The organism is Klebsiella sp. GW_Kp182 (assembly GCF_040062275.1).
Classification (GTDB): domain Bacteria; phylum Pseudomonadota; class Gammaproteobacteria; order Enterobacterales; family Enterobacteriaceae; genus Klebsiella; species Klebsiella michiganensis.
Genome location: NZ_JBEAFQ010000039.1, coordinates 108,816 through 126,213, shown reverse-complemented (window position 1 = coordinate 126,213; position 17,398 = coordinate 108,816). Strand labels below are relative to the sequence as shown.

Genomic DNA, 17,398 nt, shown 5'->3' with positions numbered 1-17,398 from the left:
CCCGGCGGGCTGTAAGCCGTTGTTCCGTGTCAGTGGAGGCGCATTATAGGGAGTTCTGAGACGTTGACAAGCCCTGTTTTCAAAAAATCTTTCAACCGTCTCTTTTTTGTGCAAAACGCTATGAAAGCGCCAGTTTTTCCAGCGACTCGAAGCCATAGCGCCGCAAAACGCTCAAAAGCTGCTCAGTTTCAGGCGTCAGCGCCATACAGTACGCAATATTGGCATCACTCGATTTTGCGTCAGGTGCTTCGTGCTCTAATAGCCAGGCGGTGCGACGCGCAATCGCCGCTCCGGAGTCGATCATTCTCGTCCCTTCCGGCAGAACCTGCTGCAGCTCGTCTTGTATTAGAGGGAAATGCGTACACCCCAGCACAACCGTATCAGGTGGTTCCTGCATTCGTAGCCAGGGACGCAGGATACGCCGCAGTTCATCCAGCGGGACCGGCTCACCGTGCAGTTTGGCCTCTGCCAGTTCTACCAGCTCTGCCGACCCCAGCATTTCGATTTTGCATTCATTCGCAAAACGGGAGATCAGTTCGCGCGTATAAGGGCGTTTTACCGTTCCGCGCGTCGCCAGCAGGCCAACAACGCCATTCGCCGTTAAGCGGGCCGCCGGTTTTATCGCCGGAACGACGCCGACAACCGGAAAGGCGAATTTATCGCGTAAGGCGGGGAGGGAAACGGTACTTGCGGTGTTACAGGCAATAACGGCCAGCGCCAGAGGGTAACGCTGCTGAACCGCAGTCACAATCTCCAGGACGCGTTCAACAATAAACTCTTCACTCTTCTCGCCGTAGGGGAAAGCAACGTTATCGAAAGCGTAGATATAATGCAGATTCGGCAGAAGCTGCCGAATCTCATTGTAAACCGACAGCCCACCGACGCCGGAATCAAACACCAGCACGGTGGGACGTGGATCAGAAGGTGTAGCTGCCAGACAAGTAGTATTCTCGTCCTGCAGTTTGGTAGCCATAAGCTGTCTCGTAATCTTTATCGAACAGGTTAGCTATTTTACCACGAACTGTCAGGCGATCGGTGATCGGATACGATGCAGAAACGTCTACCGTGCTGTAGCTCGGCAAAATTCTTTGCGTATTGTTGTACTGGGAGGTGTTGTTATCGTAACGCTTCCCATAATACTGCCAGGACACATCCATATCGACATCAAACATGGACCAGTCCAGCTGATACTTTGCCTGTCGTTTAGAACGACGGGCCAGCACTTCACCGTTATCATCGTTGCGCGGATCGACATACTGCAACGTTACGCGATGGCTGAAAATACCGGTATCGATACTTCCCGTCCATTCCACGCCTTTAATCGTCGCGGCATTGATATTGTCGTATTCCCCGTCATAGGTAACAGGATCGGAATAATAGGTAATCAGGTTAGTAATTTTGTAATGGTACGCGGACAAGCGCCAGTCCACGGGACCGGTGAGCCCTTCCAGCCCAGCTTCCCACTGTTTCGACTCTTCAGGTTTCAGATTAGGATTCGCGTTGATACCAAATCGAGTGGAGCCAAACTGTTGCCCTAAAGAAGGCGCGAGGAAGCCGGTACCGTAGCCGAGAGTCAGGCGATAATTTTCGACAAACTCCCAGCCTGCGGTAGTCTGCCAGGTACCGTGCCAGCCAAACTGCTCATCGTGGTCTTCACGTCCGGACGCTTCGAGGGTCACGTCGCCAACTTGCTGCAGGCCCGTCAGGTACAGTCCCGTATTGTCACGTTTGTAGGTATCCGACATCGCCGTGTCTGATGAAGTTAACCGCTGCTGCTGCCAGTCCACCCCTGCGCTGACAGAGCCATGACCGACAATAACGTTATTGCCCCACTGCAGGTTACGCTGCGTCATCCTGTCGAACGTCGTCCCATCATTATAACGGCCATAAATACTGCTGTAGTTGTAGTCCTTTATCTTCTGATAGCTGGCGATGAGCTGGGAGGAATAAATTCCGGAATTAAAGTTCAGCCCCGCATCCCAGCTCTGGTTATAGAGCTGGCTTTCATCGGCGCTGTAGGCCGGGCTATACGGCGGGCTTCCCAGATCGTAATCAGAGTTGTTGGTGTAGCTGTGTCCGCGGAAGAAACCGTCAACATTCTCGTTAAATTTATGCTCGAGGCTGCCCCAAAACGTTTTATTACGAAAACCGTCGCGATCGCCGTCGTGATCCCAGGTTGAATCGGGCTGAACGTTAAAGCCTTTATTACCCTCATAAGAACCCGCAATCGTCGCCACCGTATCGCCAAAGCGATGGCGCAGGGTACCGTCATATTGTTGGTAGCCTTTCGATCCTACCCCAGCGGTAATTTTGGATTGTTCTTTATCGGAATGCGTAATGACGTTAATCACGCCGCCCATTGCCCCGGAACCATAAATCGCTGAACGCGGGCCGCGGATATATTCGACGCGCTGCACCAGCGACAAAGGGATCTGGTTCAGATCGGGGTTATTTGTAATACCCGGTCGGGCCATGGGAACGCCGTCAACCAGCACCAGAACTTGTTTGGCTTCAGTACCACGGATAAACAGAGAGGAGGATTGACCCATGCCACCATTTTGCGCGACGTCCACGCCAGGCAATCGGCGCATCACATCGTTTAAATCTTTCGCCTGCCAGCGATCGATATCTTCCCGGGTAACCACATCGGTCGGCGCAAGAACCGTATTGACCGGCTGTTGAAAACGGTTTGCTGTGACCACTAACGTATCTGAATTGCTGTCCTGCGCCCAGCCGGAAAATGCCGTGACGGAGAGCGCCGTCATCAGCGAAGCTTTTTTAATCATTTTTAAAGCATCCGTAATAAACAAAGGATGCCGCCGGCTCTATCAGTAGCACGCGATGATAGAAACCAAATGCGACGTATTCCGGCAGGTCTTCGGGCTTGGAGTGTTTAATGGACGAGGACTTCCCGCTAAATAGCCGCAGTGTCTGCATAATGCGCTCATCCCACTTTTCCTTACCGCTGCGCGTCAGCTCCAGATTTACACTGGATTCCCTATTAACTCATAGGACCGGTAGCACGATGCTATAATCAGAAACATATAGATGTCCAGACTTCTACCGTTATATTTCCTTATATCATCAGGGCTGGACATCCCCGGCGCTTTCCCTACAATCCCCGCGTACTTATTTTATTCAGGATGCATCATGACCCCCGAACACCTTCCTACCGAACAATATGAAGCGCAGCTGGCAGAAAAAGTCGTCCGTTTGCAGAAAATGATGGCGCCTTTTAGCGCCCCGGTTCCGGAAGTGTTTCGTTCGCCGGTCAGCCACTACCGCATGCGCGCAGAGTTTCGCCTGTGGCACGATGGCGACGATCTGTACCACATTATGTTCGACCAGCAGACCAAATCCCGGATCCGCGTCGAGACTTTCCCGGCCGCCAGCGAGCTGATTAATCAGCTGATGGCCGCGGTGATTGAGGGCGTACGCGATAACCCGGTACTGCGCCACAAACTGTTTCAGGTGGATTATCTCACCACCCTGAGTAACCAGGCCGTGATATCGCTGCTGTATCATAAAAAGCTCGACGATGAATGGCGTCAGCAGGCGGCGCGCTTGCGCGATGCGCTGCGGGCGCAAAATCTGAATGTGCACCTGATTGGCCGCGCCACGAAAACTAAAATCGAGCTGGATCAAGATTATATCGATGAACGCTTGCCGGTTGGCGGGCGTGAAATGATCTATCGTCAGGTTGAGAATAGCTTCACCCAGCCAAATGCGGCGATGAACATTCAGATGCTGGAGTGGGCTATCGACGCCACTAAAGGCGCAACCGGCGACCTGCTTGAGCTGTACTGCGGCAACGGCAACTTTTCGCTGGCGCTGGCGCGTAATTTCGAACGCGTGCTGGCAACGGAAATCGCCAAACCGTCCGTCGCGGCGGCGCAATACAATATTGCAGCGAACCACATTGATAACGTGCAGATTATCCGCATGTCGGCGGAAGAGTTTACCCAGGCGATGAACGGCGTGCGGGAGTTTAACCGCCTGCAGGGAATCGACCTGAAGAGCTATCAGTGCGAGACGATTTTCGTCGATCCGCCGCGCAGCGGGCTGGATAGCGAAACGGAGAAAATGGTGCAGGCGTATCCGCGTATTCTCTATATCTCCTGCAATCCGGAGACCCTATGCCAGAACCTGGAAACGCTCAGTGAGACCCACGAGATCGCGCGCCTGGCGCTATTCGACCAGTTCCCCTATACCCATCATATGGAATGCGGCGTGCTGCTAACGAAGAAGTAAAGCTGCGCGAGAAAACCCGGCAACAGCGCTGCTGCCGGGTGAGAGATTATTCAGCGACCGCGTTCTTGCGGTTGCGTAACCTGTAGCCAATCCAGAACACCATAATCACCGACAGAACCGCCGGGAAGAAATTAGAGCCGATGTCCGGATATTCCGCGCGCACGACGGTACTGTAAACCAGCACCCCGAGAATAAAACAGGCAGCGGCGAGCCCCGGCAAACCCACGGGCATACTACGATTCTGATAGCGCTGATGCAGGCAGTAAACCGTCAGCACCAACGACAAAATGGGGAAGATGGAAAAAGGGACAATGGAGCTGAACAGCGCGGCGAAGGTACCATTAATGGATAAACCTGCGATCAGCGCCAGCAGCAGCGTACCTCTATCTTGTACTGAGTGTTTCATTGCTCGTCCTTCACGTTATTCGGAATGATTTGATATTTTTTCTTGTTCACGGCGATACCAGTAATACGCGCCTTTCGAGATCATTCTGAGCTGCAGCACCAGGCGTTCTTCCAGCTGTCGACGCTGCTCCGGGCCCACATCGAGAGCCTCGGCGCCAGCGCTAAATACGATGGTGACCATAGCTTCAGCCTGCGCTTCGGTAAAGGCGCGCGGCATATGGTTTTCGATTTCTAAATAGTCGGCAAGTTCCGCGATAAAATGCTGAATTTCACGCGCCACGGCGGCACGAAACGCCGCGGAGGTACCGGAGCGTTCCCGCAGCAGCAGGCGGAAGGCGTTCGGGTTGTTGCCAATGAATTCCATAAAGGTGGAAACAGAGGTGCGAATGACGCTGCCGCCTTTAGCGATACGCTGGCGCGCCTGGCGCATCAGCTGGCGCAGCATGAGCCCGCTTTCATCCACCATGGTCAGACCCAGCTCATCGACGTCGCGAAAATGACGATAGAAGGACGTCGGGGCGATCCCCGCTTCCCGCGCCACTTCGCGCAGGCTCAAGCTGGCAAAACTGCGCTCAGCACTCAGCTGACTGAATGCCGCTTCCACCAGCGAACGCCGGGTTTTTTCTTTTTGTTGCGCTCTTACGCCCATCACGTTGTCTGAATCCTTCCATAAGCCCTTCCGGCACTATACCAGAGATTAGAACTAATCGGTTTACACTGGATTGTGAATGATTGTTTACGAGCTGTTTCTGCTTTTATGCCGCAAAAAAGCACAACGATAATTGGGTTAAAGCGCGGCGAATGTTATCATCGTGTTTATTTTATGTATAAAACAGGTGAGTAATGCCATGTCACACTCTTGGGATTATGATGCAATTGTGATTGGTTCCGGTCCTGGCGGAGAAGGTGCCGCCATGGGGCTGGTGAAACAGGGAGCACGCGTTGCCGTCATTGAGCGCTACCATAACGTCGGCGGCGGTTGTACCCACTGGGGGACCATCCCGTCAAAAGCCCTCCGCCATGCCGTCAGCCGTATTATCGAGTTTAACCAAAATCCCCTCTACAGCGACCATTCCCGTCTTCTTCGTTCTTCCTTCGCCGACATCCTGAATCATGCCGACAGCGTCATTAACCAGCAAACCCATATGCGTCAGGGTTTCTATGAGCGTAACCACTGCGAAATCCTGCAGGGCAATGCCCATTTTGTTGATGAACACACTATCGCGCTGGAGTGCCACGACGGTACCGTGGAAACGGTGACGGCGGAAAAGTTCGTGATTGCCTGTGGTTCACGCCCGTACCATCCGGCAGACGTCGACTTCCATCATCCGCGCATTTATGACAGCGACTCAATTCTCAGCCTGCATCACGAACCGCGCCATGTGATCATCTACGGTGCCGGGGTGATCGGCTGCGAATATGCGTCGATCTTCCGGGGAATGGAAGTCAAAGTGGATCTGATCAACACCCGCGATCGTCTGCTGGCGTTCCTCGATCAGGAGATGTCTGACTCGCTCTCCTATCACTTCTGGAACAGCGGCGTGGTCATTCGCCACAATGAAGAGTACGAAAAGATTGAGGGCGTTGATGACGGCGTCATCATGCATCTGAAATCCGGCAAAAAGCTCAAAGCGGACTGCCTGCTGTACGCTAACGGCCGCACCGGGAACACCGACTCACTGGCGCTGGAAAATATCGGTCTGCAAACCGACAGCCGCGGCCAGCTGAAGGTCAACAGCATGTATCAAACCGCCCTGCCGCATATTTATGCCGTCGGCGATGTGATTGGCTATCCAAGCCTGGCCTCCGCCGCCTACGACCAGGGCCGCATCGCTGCCCAGGCGCTGGTAAAAGGCGAGGCATCGGCGCACCTGATTGAGGATATCCCTACCGGGATTTACACTATTCCGGAAATCAGCTCCGTCGGTAAAACCGAGCAGCAGCTGACGGCAATGAAGGTGCCTTACGAGGTGGGTCGCGCACAGTTCAAACATCTGGCCCGGGCGCAGATCGTCGGCATGAGCGTCGGTACGCTGAAGATCCTCTTTCATCGCGAAACGAAAGAGATCCTCGGGATTCACTGCTTTGGCGAGCGCGCGGCCGAAATTATTCACATCGGCCAGGCGATAATGGAGCAGAAAGGCGGTGGTAACACCATTGAGTACTTCGTTAACACCACCTTTAACTATCCGACGATGGCGGAAGCCTATCGGGTAGCGGCGTTAAATGGCTTAAACCGCCTGTTTTAACGCGGCGTCGAAATGGCCATCCATCTTACCGCGGATGGCCTCCGCCAGATGTTCATAGCGGCTACGCAGCGGCGAACCCGGGCGATAAACCAGCCCCACGGTACGTCTCGGCTCCGGCTTGATGCAGGGCACATAGACCACGCCATCGCGCTTTCTCTCCTGCGGCACGGCCAGGGCTGGCAACAGCGTGATGCCGCTACCGGCAGCCACCATGTTACGCAGCGTTTCGAGGCTCGTCGCCCGGAAATGGGTATCTTCATCGGCGCCCGCTTCAAAACAAAAGCCCATCGCCTGATCGCGCAGGCAGTGCCCATCTTCCAGCATCAGCAGCTTTTCACCGGCCAGGTCCGACATCGGCACGCACTCGCGGTTCGCCCACGGGTGATCTTCGTAGATAGCCAGCATCATGGGCTCATCAAACAGCGGCACCTCAATAAACGCTTCGCTCTCTTTGACCAGCGCCAGAATCGCGCAGTCGAGCTTACCGCTATCAAGCTGCGCTAAAAGCTGATGGGTTTGTGCTTCATGCAGATACATTTCCAGCTTGGGAAAGGTCTGGTGCAGCATCGGGATAATCAACGGCAACAGATAAGGGCCAATCGTCGGGATCAGTCCAATATGCAGCGGCCCGGACATGGTCTCTCCCTGCTGGCTCGCCATTTCCTTAAGCACTTTGACTTCTCGTAGCACGGTACGCGCCTGATCCACCAGCAGCAGCCCTGCCTGGGTGAACAGAACCTTACGGCTGGTGCGCTCCAGCAACATCACGCCGAGTTCATCCTCCAGCTTACGGATTTGCCCGCTGAGCGTCGGTTGGCTGACGTGGCAAGAATCCGCCGCACGGCGGAAGTGGCGGTGTTCGGCTAGCGCTACCAGATATTCAAGATCGCGAATATTCATTATTCATCCTCCATCGCCACGATAGTCCATGGCGATAGATAGAATAGCAACGAACGATTATCCCTATCAAGGTTTCTGTTCAATAATAAACCCATAAATGAGGAAAAGTTCAGAAAATCATTGAGCTTCCTCATCACCTCTCTACCCGGATAACTAAAGCCAACGTGAACTTTTGCGGACCTTGTGTCCGCTTTTTTTTGCATAAAAAAGCCCGGAGTTACCCGAGCTTCGTTTATTTACCGCCTTAAAAGTAGCCCCGCAGGCGGATCACACCAGACGCTGTTTAGCGTCGGCAATCGCCTGAGCCACCTGCTGAGGAGAAACGCCACCTTTAGCCGCACGCTTATCCAGACACGACTGCAGCGCCAGAATCGGATAGACGTCATCCGCAATCACGGGGCTAAATTTCTGCAAATCGGCCAGAGGCAGATCCTCCAGCGGCTTGCCCTGGGCAATGGCTTCCACTACCGCTTCACCGACAATATGGTGCGCTTCACGGAACGGTACGCCTTTGGCAACCAGGTAATCCGCCAGTTCGGTGGCGTTGGCGTAACCCTGCTGCGCGGCTTCTTCACAACGCGGGCGTTTTACCTGAATACCGTCGAGCACCAGTGCCGCCATATGCAGGCAGTCGAGCCAGGTATCAAGCGCGTCAAACAGGCCTTCTTTATCTTCCTGCATATCTTTGTTGTAGGCCAGCGGTAGACCTTTGAGGGTCATCATCATGCCGGTCAGCGCACCCTGCACGCGGCCGCATTTACCGCGGATCAGCTCCAGCGCATCCGGGTTTTTCTTCTGCGGCATCAGGGATGAGCCAGAAGTCACGCGGTCAGAAAGCTCAACAAAGCCCGCTTCGCCGGTATTGAAGAAGATCAGATCTTCAGCAAAACGCGACAGGTGGACCATACCGATTGAGGCATCGGACAGCAGTTCCAGTACGTGATCGCGATCGGACACGCTGTCCAGACTATTGCGGGTCGCCGATGCGAAGCCCAGCCAGCCGGCAAGCTGTTCACGATCGATTTCATAGGCGGTACCCGCCAGCGCTCCGCAGCCCAGCGGGCTGACGTCCAGACGTTTAAGCGCATCCTGCAGGCGGCTTTCATCACGCGCCAGCATTTCGACATAGGCCAGACACCAGTGGGCAAACGTCACCGGCTGCGCGCGCTGCAGGTGGGTATAGCCCGGCATAACGGCGTCCTGATTATTCTCCGCCGTCTCAACCAGCGCGCTTTGTAGCTGACGATTCGCCGACAGCAGTTCCATCACGGTATCTTTGCACCACAGCTTCAGGTCGGTCGCCACCTGGTCATTACGGCTACGCCCGGTGTGCAGCTTTTTGCCCAGCTGGCCGACCTTGTCGATCAGCTTACCTTCCACCCAGCTATGAATATCTTCCGCATCGCTTTCAAGGATCTGCTGCGGGTTAGCCCGCACGTCTTCCAGCAGAACGTTCAGCGCCTCTTCCAGCTGTAGCTGCTCATCGGCGGACAGTACGCCCACCGTCACCAGCGCTTTGGACCAGGCAACAGAGCCAACGATATCCTGCTCCGCCAGGCGATAGTCAAAGCGCAAAGAGTCGTTGAACTGTTTGAACCGCTGATCCGCTGCCTGAGTAAAACGCCCACCCCAAAGTGCCATAACATGCTTCCTTAATATCTTTGAATTTTATTACCCGGCGGCGCTACGCTTACCGGGCCGACAAAATGATAAATTGATTATGCCAGTATACGCGTGCCGATCGGCGTGCCGTTAAACAGCGCAGGGAGCTGCTCCGCGTGGCGCCAGGAGGCGATATCGACCGGGCGGCCTAATGTCCGCGCCGCGTCCAGGGCCGCATTCACTTTGACGATCATGCCGTCGGTGATAATGCCCTGCTCGATCAGCTGTTCAGCCTTCTCGGCGGTCATTTCCGCGATGCGCTGCCCTTTGCCATCAAGAATGCCGCTTACGTCAGACAGCAGAATCAGGTCTGCGCCGAGCGTTGCCGCCAGCGCGGTCGCCGCCTGGTCGGCGTTGACGTTCATCAACTCGCCTTCATCGGTGACGCCGATGGAGCTAACGACCGGCATATAACCGCCCGCCAGCAGCGTGTTAATCAGCGCCGGAGAACCCGGCTGAGCGAATCCGACATGACCCAGCTCTTCATCAAGCTGCGTCACTTTGACGCTATCGCCATCGCCAAGGAATAGCCCAACGGCAGCCAGGCCGTGCTTCTTCGCCCACGCCAGCAGCGTTTTGTTGGCGGTTCCCGCCAGCGCGCCGGTAATAATGTCGATCTGATCCGCCGGCGTGACCCGCAGACCGTTTTTCTTGTTCACCGGCAGGTTGAGCTGCTTCATGAGTTCATCCACCACGCAGCCGCCGCCGTGCACAATAATCAGCGGGCGCTGATGGGATTCGCGGTAGTTCACCAGTGCCGTAAACAGGCGCTCAAGCGCTTCTTCGCTGTCCAGCAGGACGCCGCCAAGTTTGATAATTAAAGGATTCATCATCACACCTTAAATAAGAGACTGCGTCTCAGCGAAGCCGAAACGAATATTTGCGCACTGCACGGCCTGCGCGGCCGCGCCTTTCAGCAGGTTATCTTCCGCCGCCACCACGATGATATGTTCATCCTGGACCGCAAAACCGATATCACAGAATGGCAGACCCACGACATTTTTCAATGCAGGGACACCTTTATCGTATAAACGTACCAGCGGCTTATCCGCATAGGCCTGCTGGAATACCTCCGCCACCTGCTCTTTGCTCACGCCAGGCTTCAGACGGCAGGTAATGGTTTCCAGAATCCCACGCTTAAAATTGCCCAGATGCGGAGTAAAAATAACGTCCGCGCCCAGGTGGGTTGAAATTTCCGGGTGATGACGGTGGTTGAAAACGCCGTAGGGTTGCAGGCTGACTTCGCAGAAGCTATTGCCAATAGAGGCTTTACGCCCGGCACCGCTGACTCCGCTGGTCGCGTTGATCACCGGCCACTGGTTAAGATCCAGCAGCCCCGCGTCGATCAGCGGTTTTAACGATAGCTGAGCCGCCGTCGGGTAGCAGCCCGGTACGGCGATCAGATTGGCTTCTTTTAGCTTTTCGACGCTCCACTCGGCCAGGCCGTAAACCGCCTGCTCCAGCAGTTCAGGGTGCTGATGAGTGAAACCGTAATATTTTTCATAGAAGGCGCCGTCATTAACGCGGAACGCCCCGGAGAGATCGAACACGACGCAGCCAGCGGCGAGAAACTGCGGCGCCAGGTCATGGCTTACCTCGTGCGCGGTAGCCAGAAAAACGACATCGACTCCGGCGCTAAACTCGCTGATATCGGACATCGGCTGCAGCGGCAGATCGACAATGCCTTTCAGCTGCGGATGCAAATCGGAAACTAATTTTCCCGCATCATTGCTTTGCGCGGAGACCGTCAATGCGGTTATGGTCATATGAGGATGGCGATTTACATAGGCCACTAGCTCTGCGCCGGCATAACCGCTGGCGCCCACAATCAGCGTGTTCAACATTGGGGCTCTTCACCTTCTTGCTTACGTATATTTGCCCTGGAAGACCGTTGCCTTCCCCACCCTGTTGAGCCGTAAGAGCATCATCCTTACATTCGATGGGTTTTCTTACGCTCAACGATAATGTATTTTTATTCACAAATAATGCATGAATATTGATACTATCACGACCCGAGGTGTGTCAACAATGAAAAACAAATTACCGCCCTTTATCGAGATTTACCGCGCGCTGATCGCCACACCTTCCATCAGCGCAACCGAAGAGGCGCTGGATCAAAGCAATGAGTCTTTAATCAATTTACTGGCAGGCTGGTTCCGCGATATCGGCTTTAATGTTGAAGTTCAGCCAGTGCCGGACACGCGTAATAAATTCAACCTGCTGGCCAGCAGCGGCCACGGCGCTGGCGGCCTGCTGCTTGCCGGGCACACCGATACCGTCCCGTTTGATGATGGCCGCTGGACCCGCGACCCTTTTACCCTGACCGAGCACGACAATAAGCTGTACGGTCTCGGCACCGCGGATATGAAAGGCTTCTTCGCTTTTATTCTCGACGCCCTGCGCGACGTTGACGTCACTCAGCTGAAAAAGCCGCTCTATATTCTGGCGACGGCCGATGAAGAGACCAGCATGGCCGGCGCCCGCTACTTCGCCGAGACGACCCAGCTGCGACCGGACTGCGCCATTATCGGCGAGCCCACGTCGCTGCAGCCGATACGCGCGCACAAAGGCCACATGTCCAACGCGGTTCGCATTCAGGGGCAGTCGGGCCACTCCAGCGACCCGGCACGCGGCGTCAACGCGATTGAACTGATGCACGACGCCATTGGCCGCATCATGCAGCTGCGCGACGACTTAAAAGAGCGTTATCACTATGCCGCCTTTACCGTTCCCTGGCCGACGCTGAATCTCGGCGCCATCCACGGCGGCGATGCCTCCAACCGCATTTGCGCCTGCTGCGAACTGCATATGGATATTCGTCCGCTGCCCGGAATGACGCTCAACGATCTCAACGGGCTCCTTAACGAAGCGCTGGCGCCAGTGAGCGAGCGTTGGCCTGGTCGCCTGACCGTTTCTGAACTGCATCCGCCGATCCCCGGTTACGAATGCCCGCCGGACCATAAGCTGGTTGAGGTCGTCGAAAAACTCCTCGGCGCGCAAACCGACGTGGTCAACTACTGTACCGAAGCGCCGTTTATTCAGACCCTCTGCCCAACGCTGGTGTTAGGCCCGGGCTCTATCAACCAGGCCCACCAGCCGGATGAGTACCTGGAAACGCGCTTTATTAAGCCGACCCGCGAGCTCATCACTCAGGTGGTTCACCATTTTTGCTGGCATTAAATACCCATTCTCTCGTGCGATTTCATCGGCGCGAGAGGGTGACAATTATCACATTTTCATAAGCAACGCTTATCAAGCGACCTCCGAGTTAAATTTCGCAAATTGCCGCCATTTATTCGTTTGCTGAAGCGATTTCGCAACAATTGACGTGGGGGTTTTTACGTGGCTTTATAAAAGACGGTTGCTTATCCACTGCTCAAATTATCGAGCGCCGGATATAACAAAATAAAATGAGATGGGGTGTCTGGGGTAACATGAACGAACAATATTCCGCTTTGCGTAGTAATGTCAGTATGCTCGGTAAGGTGCTGGGCGACACCATCAAGGATGCGCTGGGAGAAAACATTCTTGATCGTGTCGAAACTATCCGTAAGTTGTCCAAATCTTCTCGCGCTGGCAATGAAGCCAACCGCCAGGAGCTGCTCACCACGCTGCAAAACTTGTCCAACGACGAGCTGCTGCCGGTGGCGCGCGCCTTTAGCCAGTTTCTGAACCTGGCGAATACCGCTGAGCAATACCACAGCATTTCGCCAAAAGGCGAAGCGGCCAGTAATCCGGAAGTGATTGCCCGCACCCTGAGAAAGCTCAAAGAGCAACCCAATCTCAACGAAACGATTATTAAACAAGCCGTTGAATCCCTGTCGCTGGAGCTGGTGCTGACCGCGCACCCGACCGAAATCACGCGTCGTACGCTGATCCACAAGATGGGCGAGATCAACAGCTGCCTGAAGCAGCTCGATAACAACGACATTGCGGACTATGAACGTCATCAGGTCATGCGCCGTCTGCGCCAGCTGATTGCCCAGTCGTGGCACACCGATGAAATCCGCAAGCATCGCCCTACCCCGGTGGATGAAGCCAAATGGGGCTTCGCGGTTGTCGAAAATAGCCTGTGGGAAGGCGTACCGAACTACCTGCGCGAGCTGAATGAACAGCTGGAAGATAACCTGAACTATCGGCTGCCGGTCGATTTTGTTCCGGTTCGCTTTACGTCCTGGATGGGCGGCGACCGCGACGGCAACCCGAACGTGACCGCCGACATTACCCGCCACGTCCTGCTGCTCAGCCGCTGGAAGGCAACCGATCTGTTCCTGAAAGATGTCCAGCTGCTGATTTCCGAGCTGTCGATGGTTGAGTGCACCGACGAGCTGCGTGAGCTGGCAGGCGCGGAAGGCGCTCAGGAACCCTATCGTTACCTGATGAAAAAACTGCGCACGCAGCTGATGGAGACCCAGGCCTGGCTGGAAGCGCGCCTGAAAGGACAGAAACTGCCCAAACCGGCGGGCCTTATCACGCAAAACGAGCAGCTGTGGGAACCGCTTTACGCCTGTTACCAGTCGCTACAAGCCTGCGGTATGAGCATTATCGCCAACGGCGAGCTGCTCGATACCCTGCGCCGCGTAAAAGCCTTTGGCGTACCGCTGGTGCGTATCGATATCCGTCAGGAAAGCACCCGCCACACCGAAGCGCTGGGCGAAATGACCCGCTATCTCGGCATCGGCGACTATGAAAGCTGGTCAGAAGCCGATAAACAGGCCTTCCTGATCCGCGAACTGAACTCCAAGCGTCCTCTGCTGCCGCGCCAGTGGGAGCCAAGCGAAGAAACGCGCGAAGTGCTCGAGACGTGCAAAGTCATCTCCGAAGCGCCGCGCGGCTCTATTGCGGCCTACGTGATTTCGATGGCGAAAACGCCGTCAGACGTCCTGGCCGTGCATCTGCTGTTGAAAGAGGCCGGCATCGGCTTCGCGCTGCCGGTCGCCCCGCTGTTCGAAACGCTGGACGACCTGAATAACGCCGACGACGTTATGACCCAGCTGCTGAATATCGACTGGTATCGCGGCTTTATCCAGGGCAAGCAGATGGTCATGATCGGCTATTCCGACTCGGCGAAAGATGCGGGCGTGATGGCCGCCTCCTGGGCGCAGTATCAGGCGCAGGACGCGTTAATTAAGACCTGTGAAAAAGCCGGCATTGAACTGACGCTGTTCCACGGTCGCGGCGGTTCTATCGGCCGCGGCGGCGCGCCGGCGCACGCGGCCCTGCTCTCTCAGCCTCCGGGAAGCCTGAAAGGCGGTCTGCGCGTTACCGAACAGGGCGAGATGATCCGCTTTAAATACGGCCTGCCGGAAGTCACCATCAGCAGCCTGTCGCTCTACACCAGCGCGATTCTGGAAGCCAACCTGCTGCCGCCGCCGGAGCCAAAAGCGCAATGGCGCGACATCATGGCCGAGCTGTCCGACGTCTCCTGCGAGATGTATCGCGGCTACGTGCGTGAAAATAAAGATTTTGTTCCTTACTTCCGTTCCGCGACGCCGGAGCAGGAGCTGGGCAAACTGCCGCTGGGCTCGCGTCCGGCCAAACGTCGCCCGACCGGCGGCGTCGAGTCGCTGCGCGCTATTCCGTGGATCTTCGCGTGGACGCAAAACCGCCTGATGCTGCCAGCCTGGCTGGGCGCCGGCGCCGCGCTGCAAAAAGTCGTTGAAGGCGGCAAGCAGAGCGAGCTGGAAAGCATGTGCCGCGACTGGCCGTTCTTCTCTACCCGCCTCGGCATGCTGGAGATGGTCTACTCAAAAGCCGACCTGTGGCTGGCGGAATATTACGATCAGCGTCTGGTGAAACCGGAACTGTGGAAGCTGGGCGAAGAGCTGCGTGAACTGCTGTCCGCCGATATCAACGTGGTACTGGCAATCGCCAACGACTCCCACCTGATGGCCGACCTGCCGTGGATCGCGGAGTCCATCCAGCTACGTAATATCTATACCGACCCGCTGAACGTGCTCCAGGCCGAGCTGCTCCATCGTTCACGTCTGGCGGAAGAGAAAGGTGAAAAACCGGACCCGCGCGTTGAGCAAGCGCTGATGGTCACCATCGCAGGCGTTGCGGCAGGCATGCGTAACACCGGCTAGTTCGCCCTGAGAAACCTGTAGCCCGGCTAAGCGTAGCGCGAGCCGGGTTAAAAACCATAGCTCCGGTAAGCATTGCATTTACCGGAGCTTTTTTTATTAGTGGTGCAGCATTTCGTCGACAATCTGCTCTTTATGCAGGGCATAAGGATAGTAGGTTGGCCAGTTATCCATCTCTTTCAGCAGAGCTTCCTGGGACTCATTGCCCATAAAGATATGGAAATGTTGGGACTTGCGCGGCGCGATGGTGTGATCGCTAAACTGAACAAACTTCGGCGCTTTTGAATCCGCCTGCTGGCATTCGAACAGGTAGCGCACGCCTTTTTTACCGGATACGTAGGTCAGAATTTTGTAGCCGGAATAGGCGTACCGGCAGGCGTTGACGGTTTTCCCGACGTGAAACTCCATGACGTTATCTTCGATACCAATCTGGTCCACATCGGTAGCGTAGCCCTTCTTATAATACTCCCGATATTCCGCCACGCTTTTACCGGCTTTTTTGGCCTTCTGCTCCAGCACGGCATCTAAATCGCCGTTCAGCAGATAGGGATTAACCGACTGCCAGATACCCTCCCAGTCGCTCAGCGCCCTGTCCTTTACGTCCTGGTCGGCAAAAATGCCTTCACTCGCCTTCTGCTCCGCTTCGGTCAGCGCCGGGCCATGGCTATGGTGGCCGTGGGCGACCGCCTGACTGCTCGCCAGGACCAGGCTTACACCAAGCATAAGCGCGGAAATCTTTCGGGTCATCACTCTCTCCTGAGTTTAGGTTTGCAATAATATGTTACGATATAACATATCAATCAAATCTTACAACTCTCTTCGCAGAAAAATCGCGCGGCTTTTCCCTCTGCCAGTTTGTTAGGTATGATGAAACGGGATCGCGCGACGCGGAGAGAGAATGGATAGCGACATTAATCAGGCCATTGATTCTTTTATTAAAGGCCCGGCGGTAATCGGCAAAGTCCACTTTTCCACAGAATCCAGACCGGCTTCTGAGAAAGCGCTAAGCGTCGATTTTCCGCGCCTCGAAATCATGCTTGCGGGGCAGCTTCGCGATCCGGCGATTAAGGCCGACCAGGCGCAGCTGACGCCGCACGATGTGCTGTACGTCCCCGCAGGCGGATGGAATGACCCGCAGTGGCTGATGCCCTCCACGCTGTTAACTGTCTTATTTGGTAAGCAGCAGCTGGAATTCGTTCTACGCCACTGGGACGGCAGCGCGCTTAACGTGCTGGATAAACAGCAGGTTCCTCGCCGCGGCCCCCGGGTTGGATCGTTTCTGCTGCAGGCGCTGAATGAAATGCAGATGCAGCCGCAGGAACAGCATACGGCCCGCTGTATTGTCACCAGCCTGCTCAGCCACTGTGCCGATCTGCTGGGCAGCCAGGTACAAACGTCATCGCGCAGCCAGGCGCTTTTTGAAGCGATTCGTAAACATATTGATGCCCATTTTGCCGACCCGTTAACCCGCGAGTCGGTGGCGCAGGCGTTTTATCTCTCACCAAACTATCTTTCCCATCTGTTCCAGAAATGCGGGCCAATGGGCTTTAACGAATACCTGAATCACATCCGTCTGGAGCAGGCCAGAATGCTGCTAAAAGGCCACGATATGAAAGTGAAAGATATCGCCCACGCCTGTGGTTTCGCCGACAGCAACTACTTCTGCCGCCTGTTTCGCAAAAACACCGAGCGCTCGCCGTCGGAGTATCGCCGTCAGTATCACAGCCAGCTGACGGAAAAAACGGCTTCGCTAAAAAACTAGATTTTTGTGTGTTAAACCTGACTTTTGTGCGCTCTTATTTTCCCATTTTAATCCGGGTGGCGGGATAAATGTGATCTAAATCATCA

14 protein-coding genes and 1 riboswitch are annotated in these 17,398 nt (G+C 55.3%); of the genes, 5 read left to right on the top strand and 9 right to left on the bottom strand.

The window, feature by feature from the left end; translation table 11 throughout:
* Positions 1 to 118: 118 nt before the first annotated feature.
* Both murI and btuB read right to left on the bottom strand, forming a co-directional pair.
* Entirely contained in the window at positions 119 to 973 is an 855-nt protein-coding gene (gene murI, locus ABLU88_RS16885; protein WP_025106575.1) for a glutamate racemase, read from the bottom strand.
* Positions 918 to 2,786 (bottom strand): TonB-dependent vitamin B12 receptor BtuB, encoded by a 1,869-nt coding sequence (gene btuB / locus ABLU88_RS16880; protein WP_348837206.1) that lies wholly within the window; start codon positions 2,784 to 2,786, stop codon positions 918 to 920. Before btuB ends, murI begins: the two co-directional genes overlap by 56 nt.
* A 65-nt stretch (positions 2,787 to 2,851) precedes the next feature.
* Positions 2,852 to 3,034, bottom strand: a riboswitch (cobalamin riboswitch).
* 116 nt (positions 3,035 to 3,150) lie between these two features.
* Here btuB and trmA point away from each other — a divergent pair.
* The gene (gene trmA / locus ABLU88_RS16875; protein ID WP_014227442.1) at positions 3,151 to 4,251 is read left to right on the top strand and encodes a tRNA (uridine(54)-C5)-methyltransferase TrmA; all 1,101 of its coding nucleotides are present in this window, start codon (positions 3,151 to 3,153) and stop codon (positions 4,249 to 4,251) included.
* Positions 4,252 to 4,297: 46 nt separating this feature from the next.
* Here the strand turns inward: trmA and ABLU88_RS16870 are convergent, their stop codons facing one another.
* The gene (locus ABLU88_RS16870; protein WP_004856046.1) at positions 4,298 to 4,657 is read right to left on the bottom strand and encodes a YijD family membrane protein; all 360 of its coding nucleotides are present in this window, start codon (positions 4,655 to 4,657) and stop codon (positions 4,298 to 4,300) included.
* Positions 4,658 to 4,672: 15 nt separating this feature from the next.
* Entirely contained in the window at positions 4,673 to 5,308 is a 636-nt protein-coding gene (fabR, locus tag ABLU88_RS16865) for an HTH-type transcriptional repressor FabR (RefSeq protein WP_004107582.1), read from the bottom strand.
* A gap of 196 nt (positions 5,309 to 5,504) precedes the next feature.
* On the opposite strand from fabR, the gene sthA reads away from it, so the two are divergent.
* A complete protein-coding gene (sthA, locus tag ABLU88_RS16860) occupies positions 5,505 to 6,905 on the top strand; it encodes a Si-specific NAD(P)(+) transhydrogenase (protein WP_004116922.1) in 1,401 nt (466 codons plus the stop codon).
* Here the strand turns inward: sthA and oxyR are convergent.
* From oxyR to argC, 4 genes are all read right to left on the bottom strand, one after another.
* Positions 6,888 to 7,805 (bottom strand): DNA-binding transcriptional regulator OxyR, encoded by a 918-nt coding sequence (gene oxyR, locus ABLU88_RS16855; RefSeq protein WP_014227441.1) that lies wholly within the window; start codon positions 7,803 to 7,805, stop codon positions 6,888 to 6,890. The two genes, sthA and oxyR, sit on opposite strands and share 18 nt — an antisense overlap.
* Before the next feature lie 267 nt (positions 7,806 to 8,072).
* Positions 8,073 to 9,446, bottom strand: a complete 1,374-nt coding sequence (gene argH / locus ABLU88_RS16850) for an argininosuccinate lyase (RefSeq protein WP_014227439.1) — start codon at positions 9,444 to 9,446, stop codon at positions 8,073 to 8,075.
* Between the two features lie 77 nt (positions 9,447 to 9,523).
* A complete protein-coding gene (gene argB / locus ABLU88_RS16845) occupies positions 9,524 to 10,300 on the bottom strand; it encodes an acetylglutamate kinase (RefSeq protein WP_086544362.1) in 777 nt (258 codons plus the stop codon).
* A gap of 6 nt (positions 10,301 to 10,306) precedes the next feature.
* Entirely contained in the window at positions 10,307 to 11,311 is a 1,005-nt protein-coding gene (gene argC / locus ABLU88_RS16840; protein ID WP_116280655.1) for an N-acetyl-gamma-glutamyl-phosphate reductase, read from the bottom strand.
* Positions 11,312 to 11,495: 184 nt separating this feature from the next.
* On the opposite strand from argC, the gene argE reads away from it, so the two are divergent.
* On the top strand, positions 11,496 to 12,647 hold the full coding sequence (gene argE, locus ABLU88_RS16835) for an acetylornithine deacetylase (protein WP_004127321.1): 1,152 nt from the start codon (positions 11,496 to 11,498) through the stop codon (positions 12,645 to 12,647).
* Between the two features lie 254 nt (positions 12,648 to 12,901).
* Entirely contained in the window at positions 12,902 to 15,553 is a 2,652-nt protein-coding gene (ppc, locus tag ABLU88_RS16830; RefSeq protein WP_032747324.1) for a phosphoenolpyruvate carboxylase, read from the top strand.
* Between the two features lie 96 nt (positions 15,554 to 15,649).
* On the opposite strand, the gene zinT is transcribed toward ppc, so the two are convergent.
* Positions 15,650 to 16,297 carry a metal-binding protein ZinT gene (gene zinT / locus ABLU88_RS16825; protein WP_163461703.1) on the bottom strand — a complete coding sequence of 216 codons (648 nt, stop codon included), beginning with the start codon at positions 16,295 to 16,297 and terminating at the stop codon, positions 15,650 to 15,652.
* A 151-nt stretch (positions 16,298 to 16,448) separates the two neighbouring features.
* On the opposite strand from zinT, the gene ABLU88_RS16820 reads away from it, so the two are divergent.
* Positions 16,449 to 17,312: an AraC family transcriptional regulator gene (locus ABLU88_RS16820; protein WP_025106568.1), complete on the top strand. Its 864-nt coding sequence runs from the start codon at positions 16,449 to 16,451 to the stop codon at positions 17,310 to 17,312.
* Positions 17,313 to 17,398 lie beyond the last annotated feature (86 nt).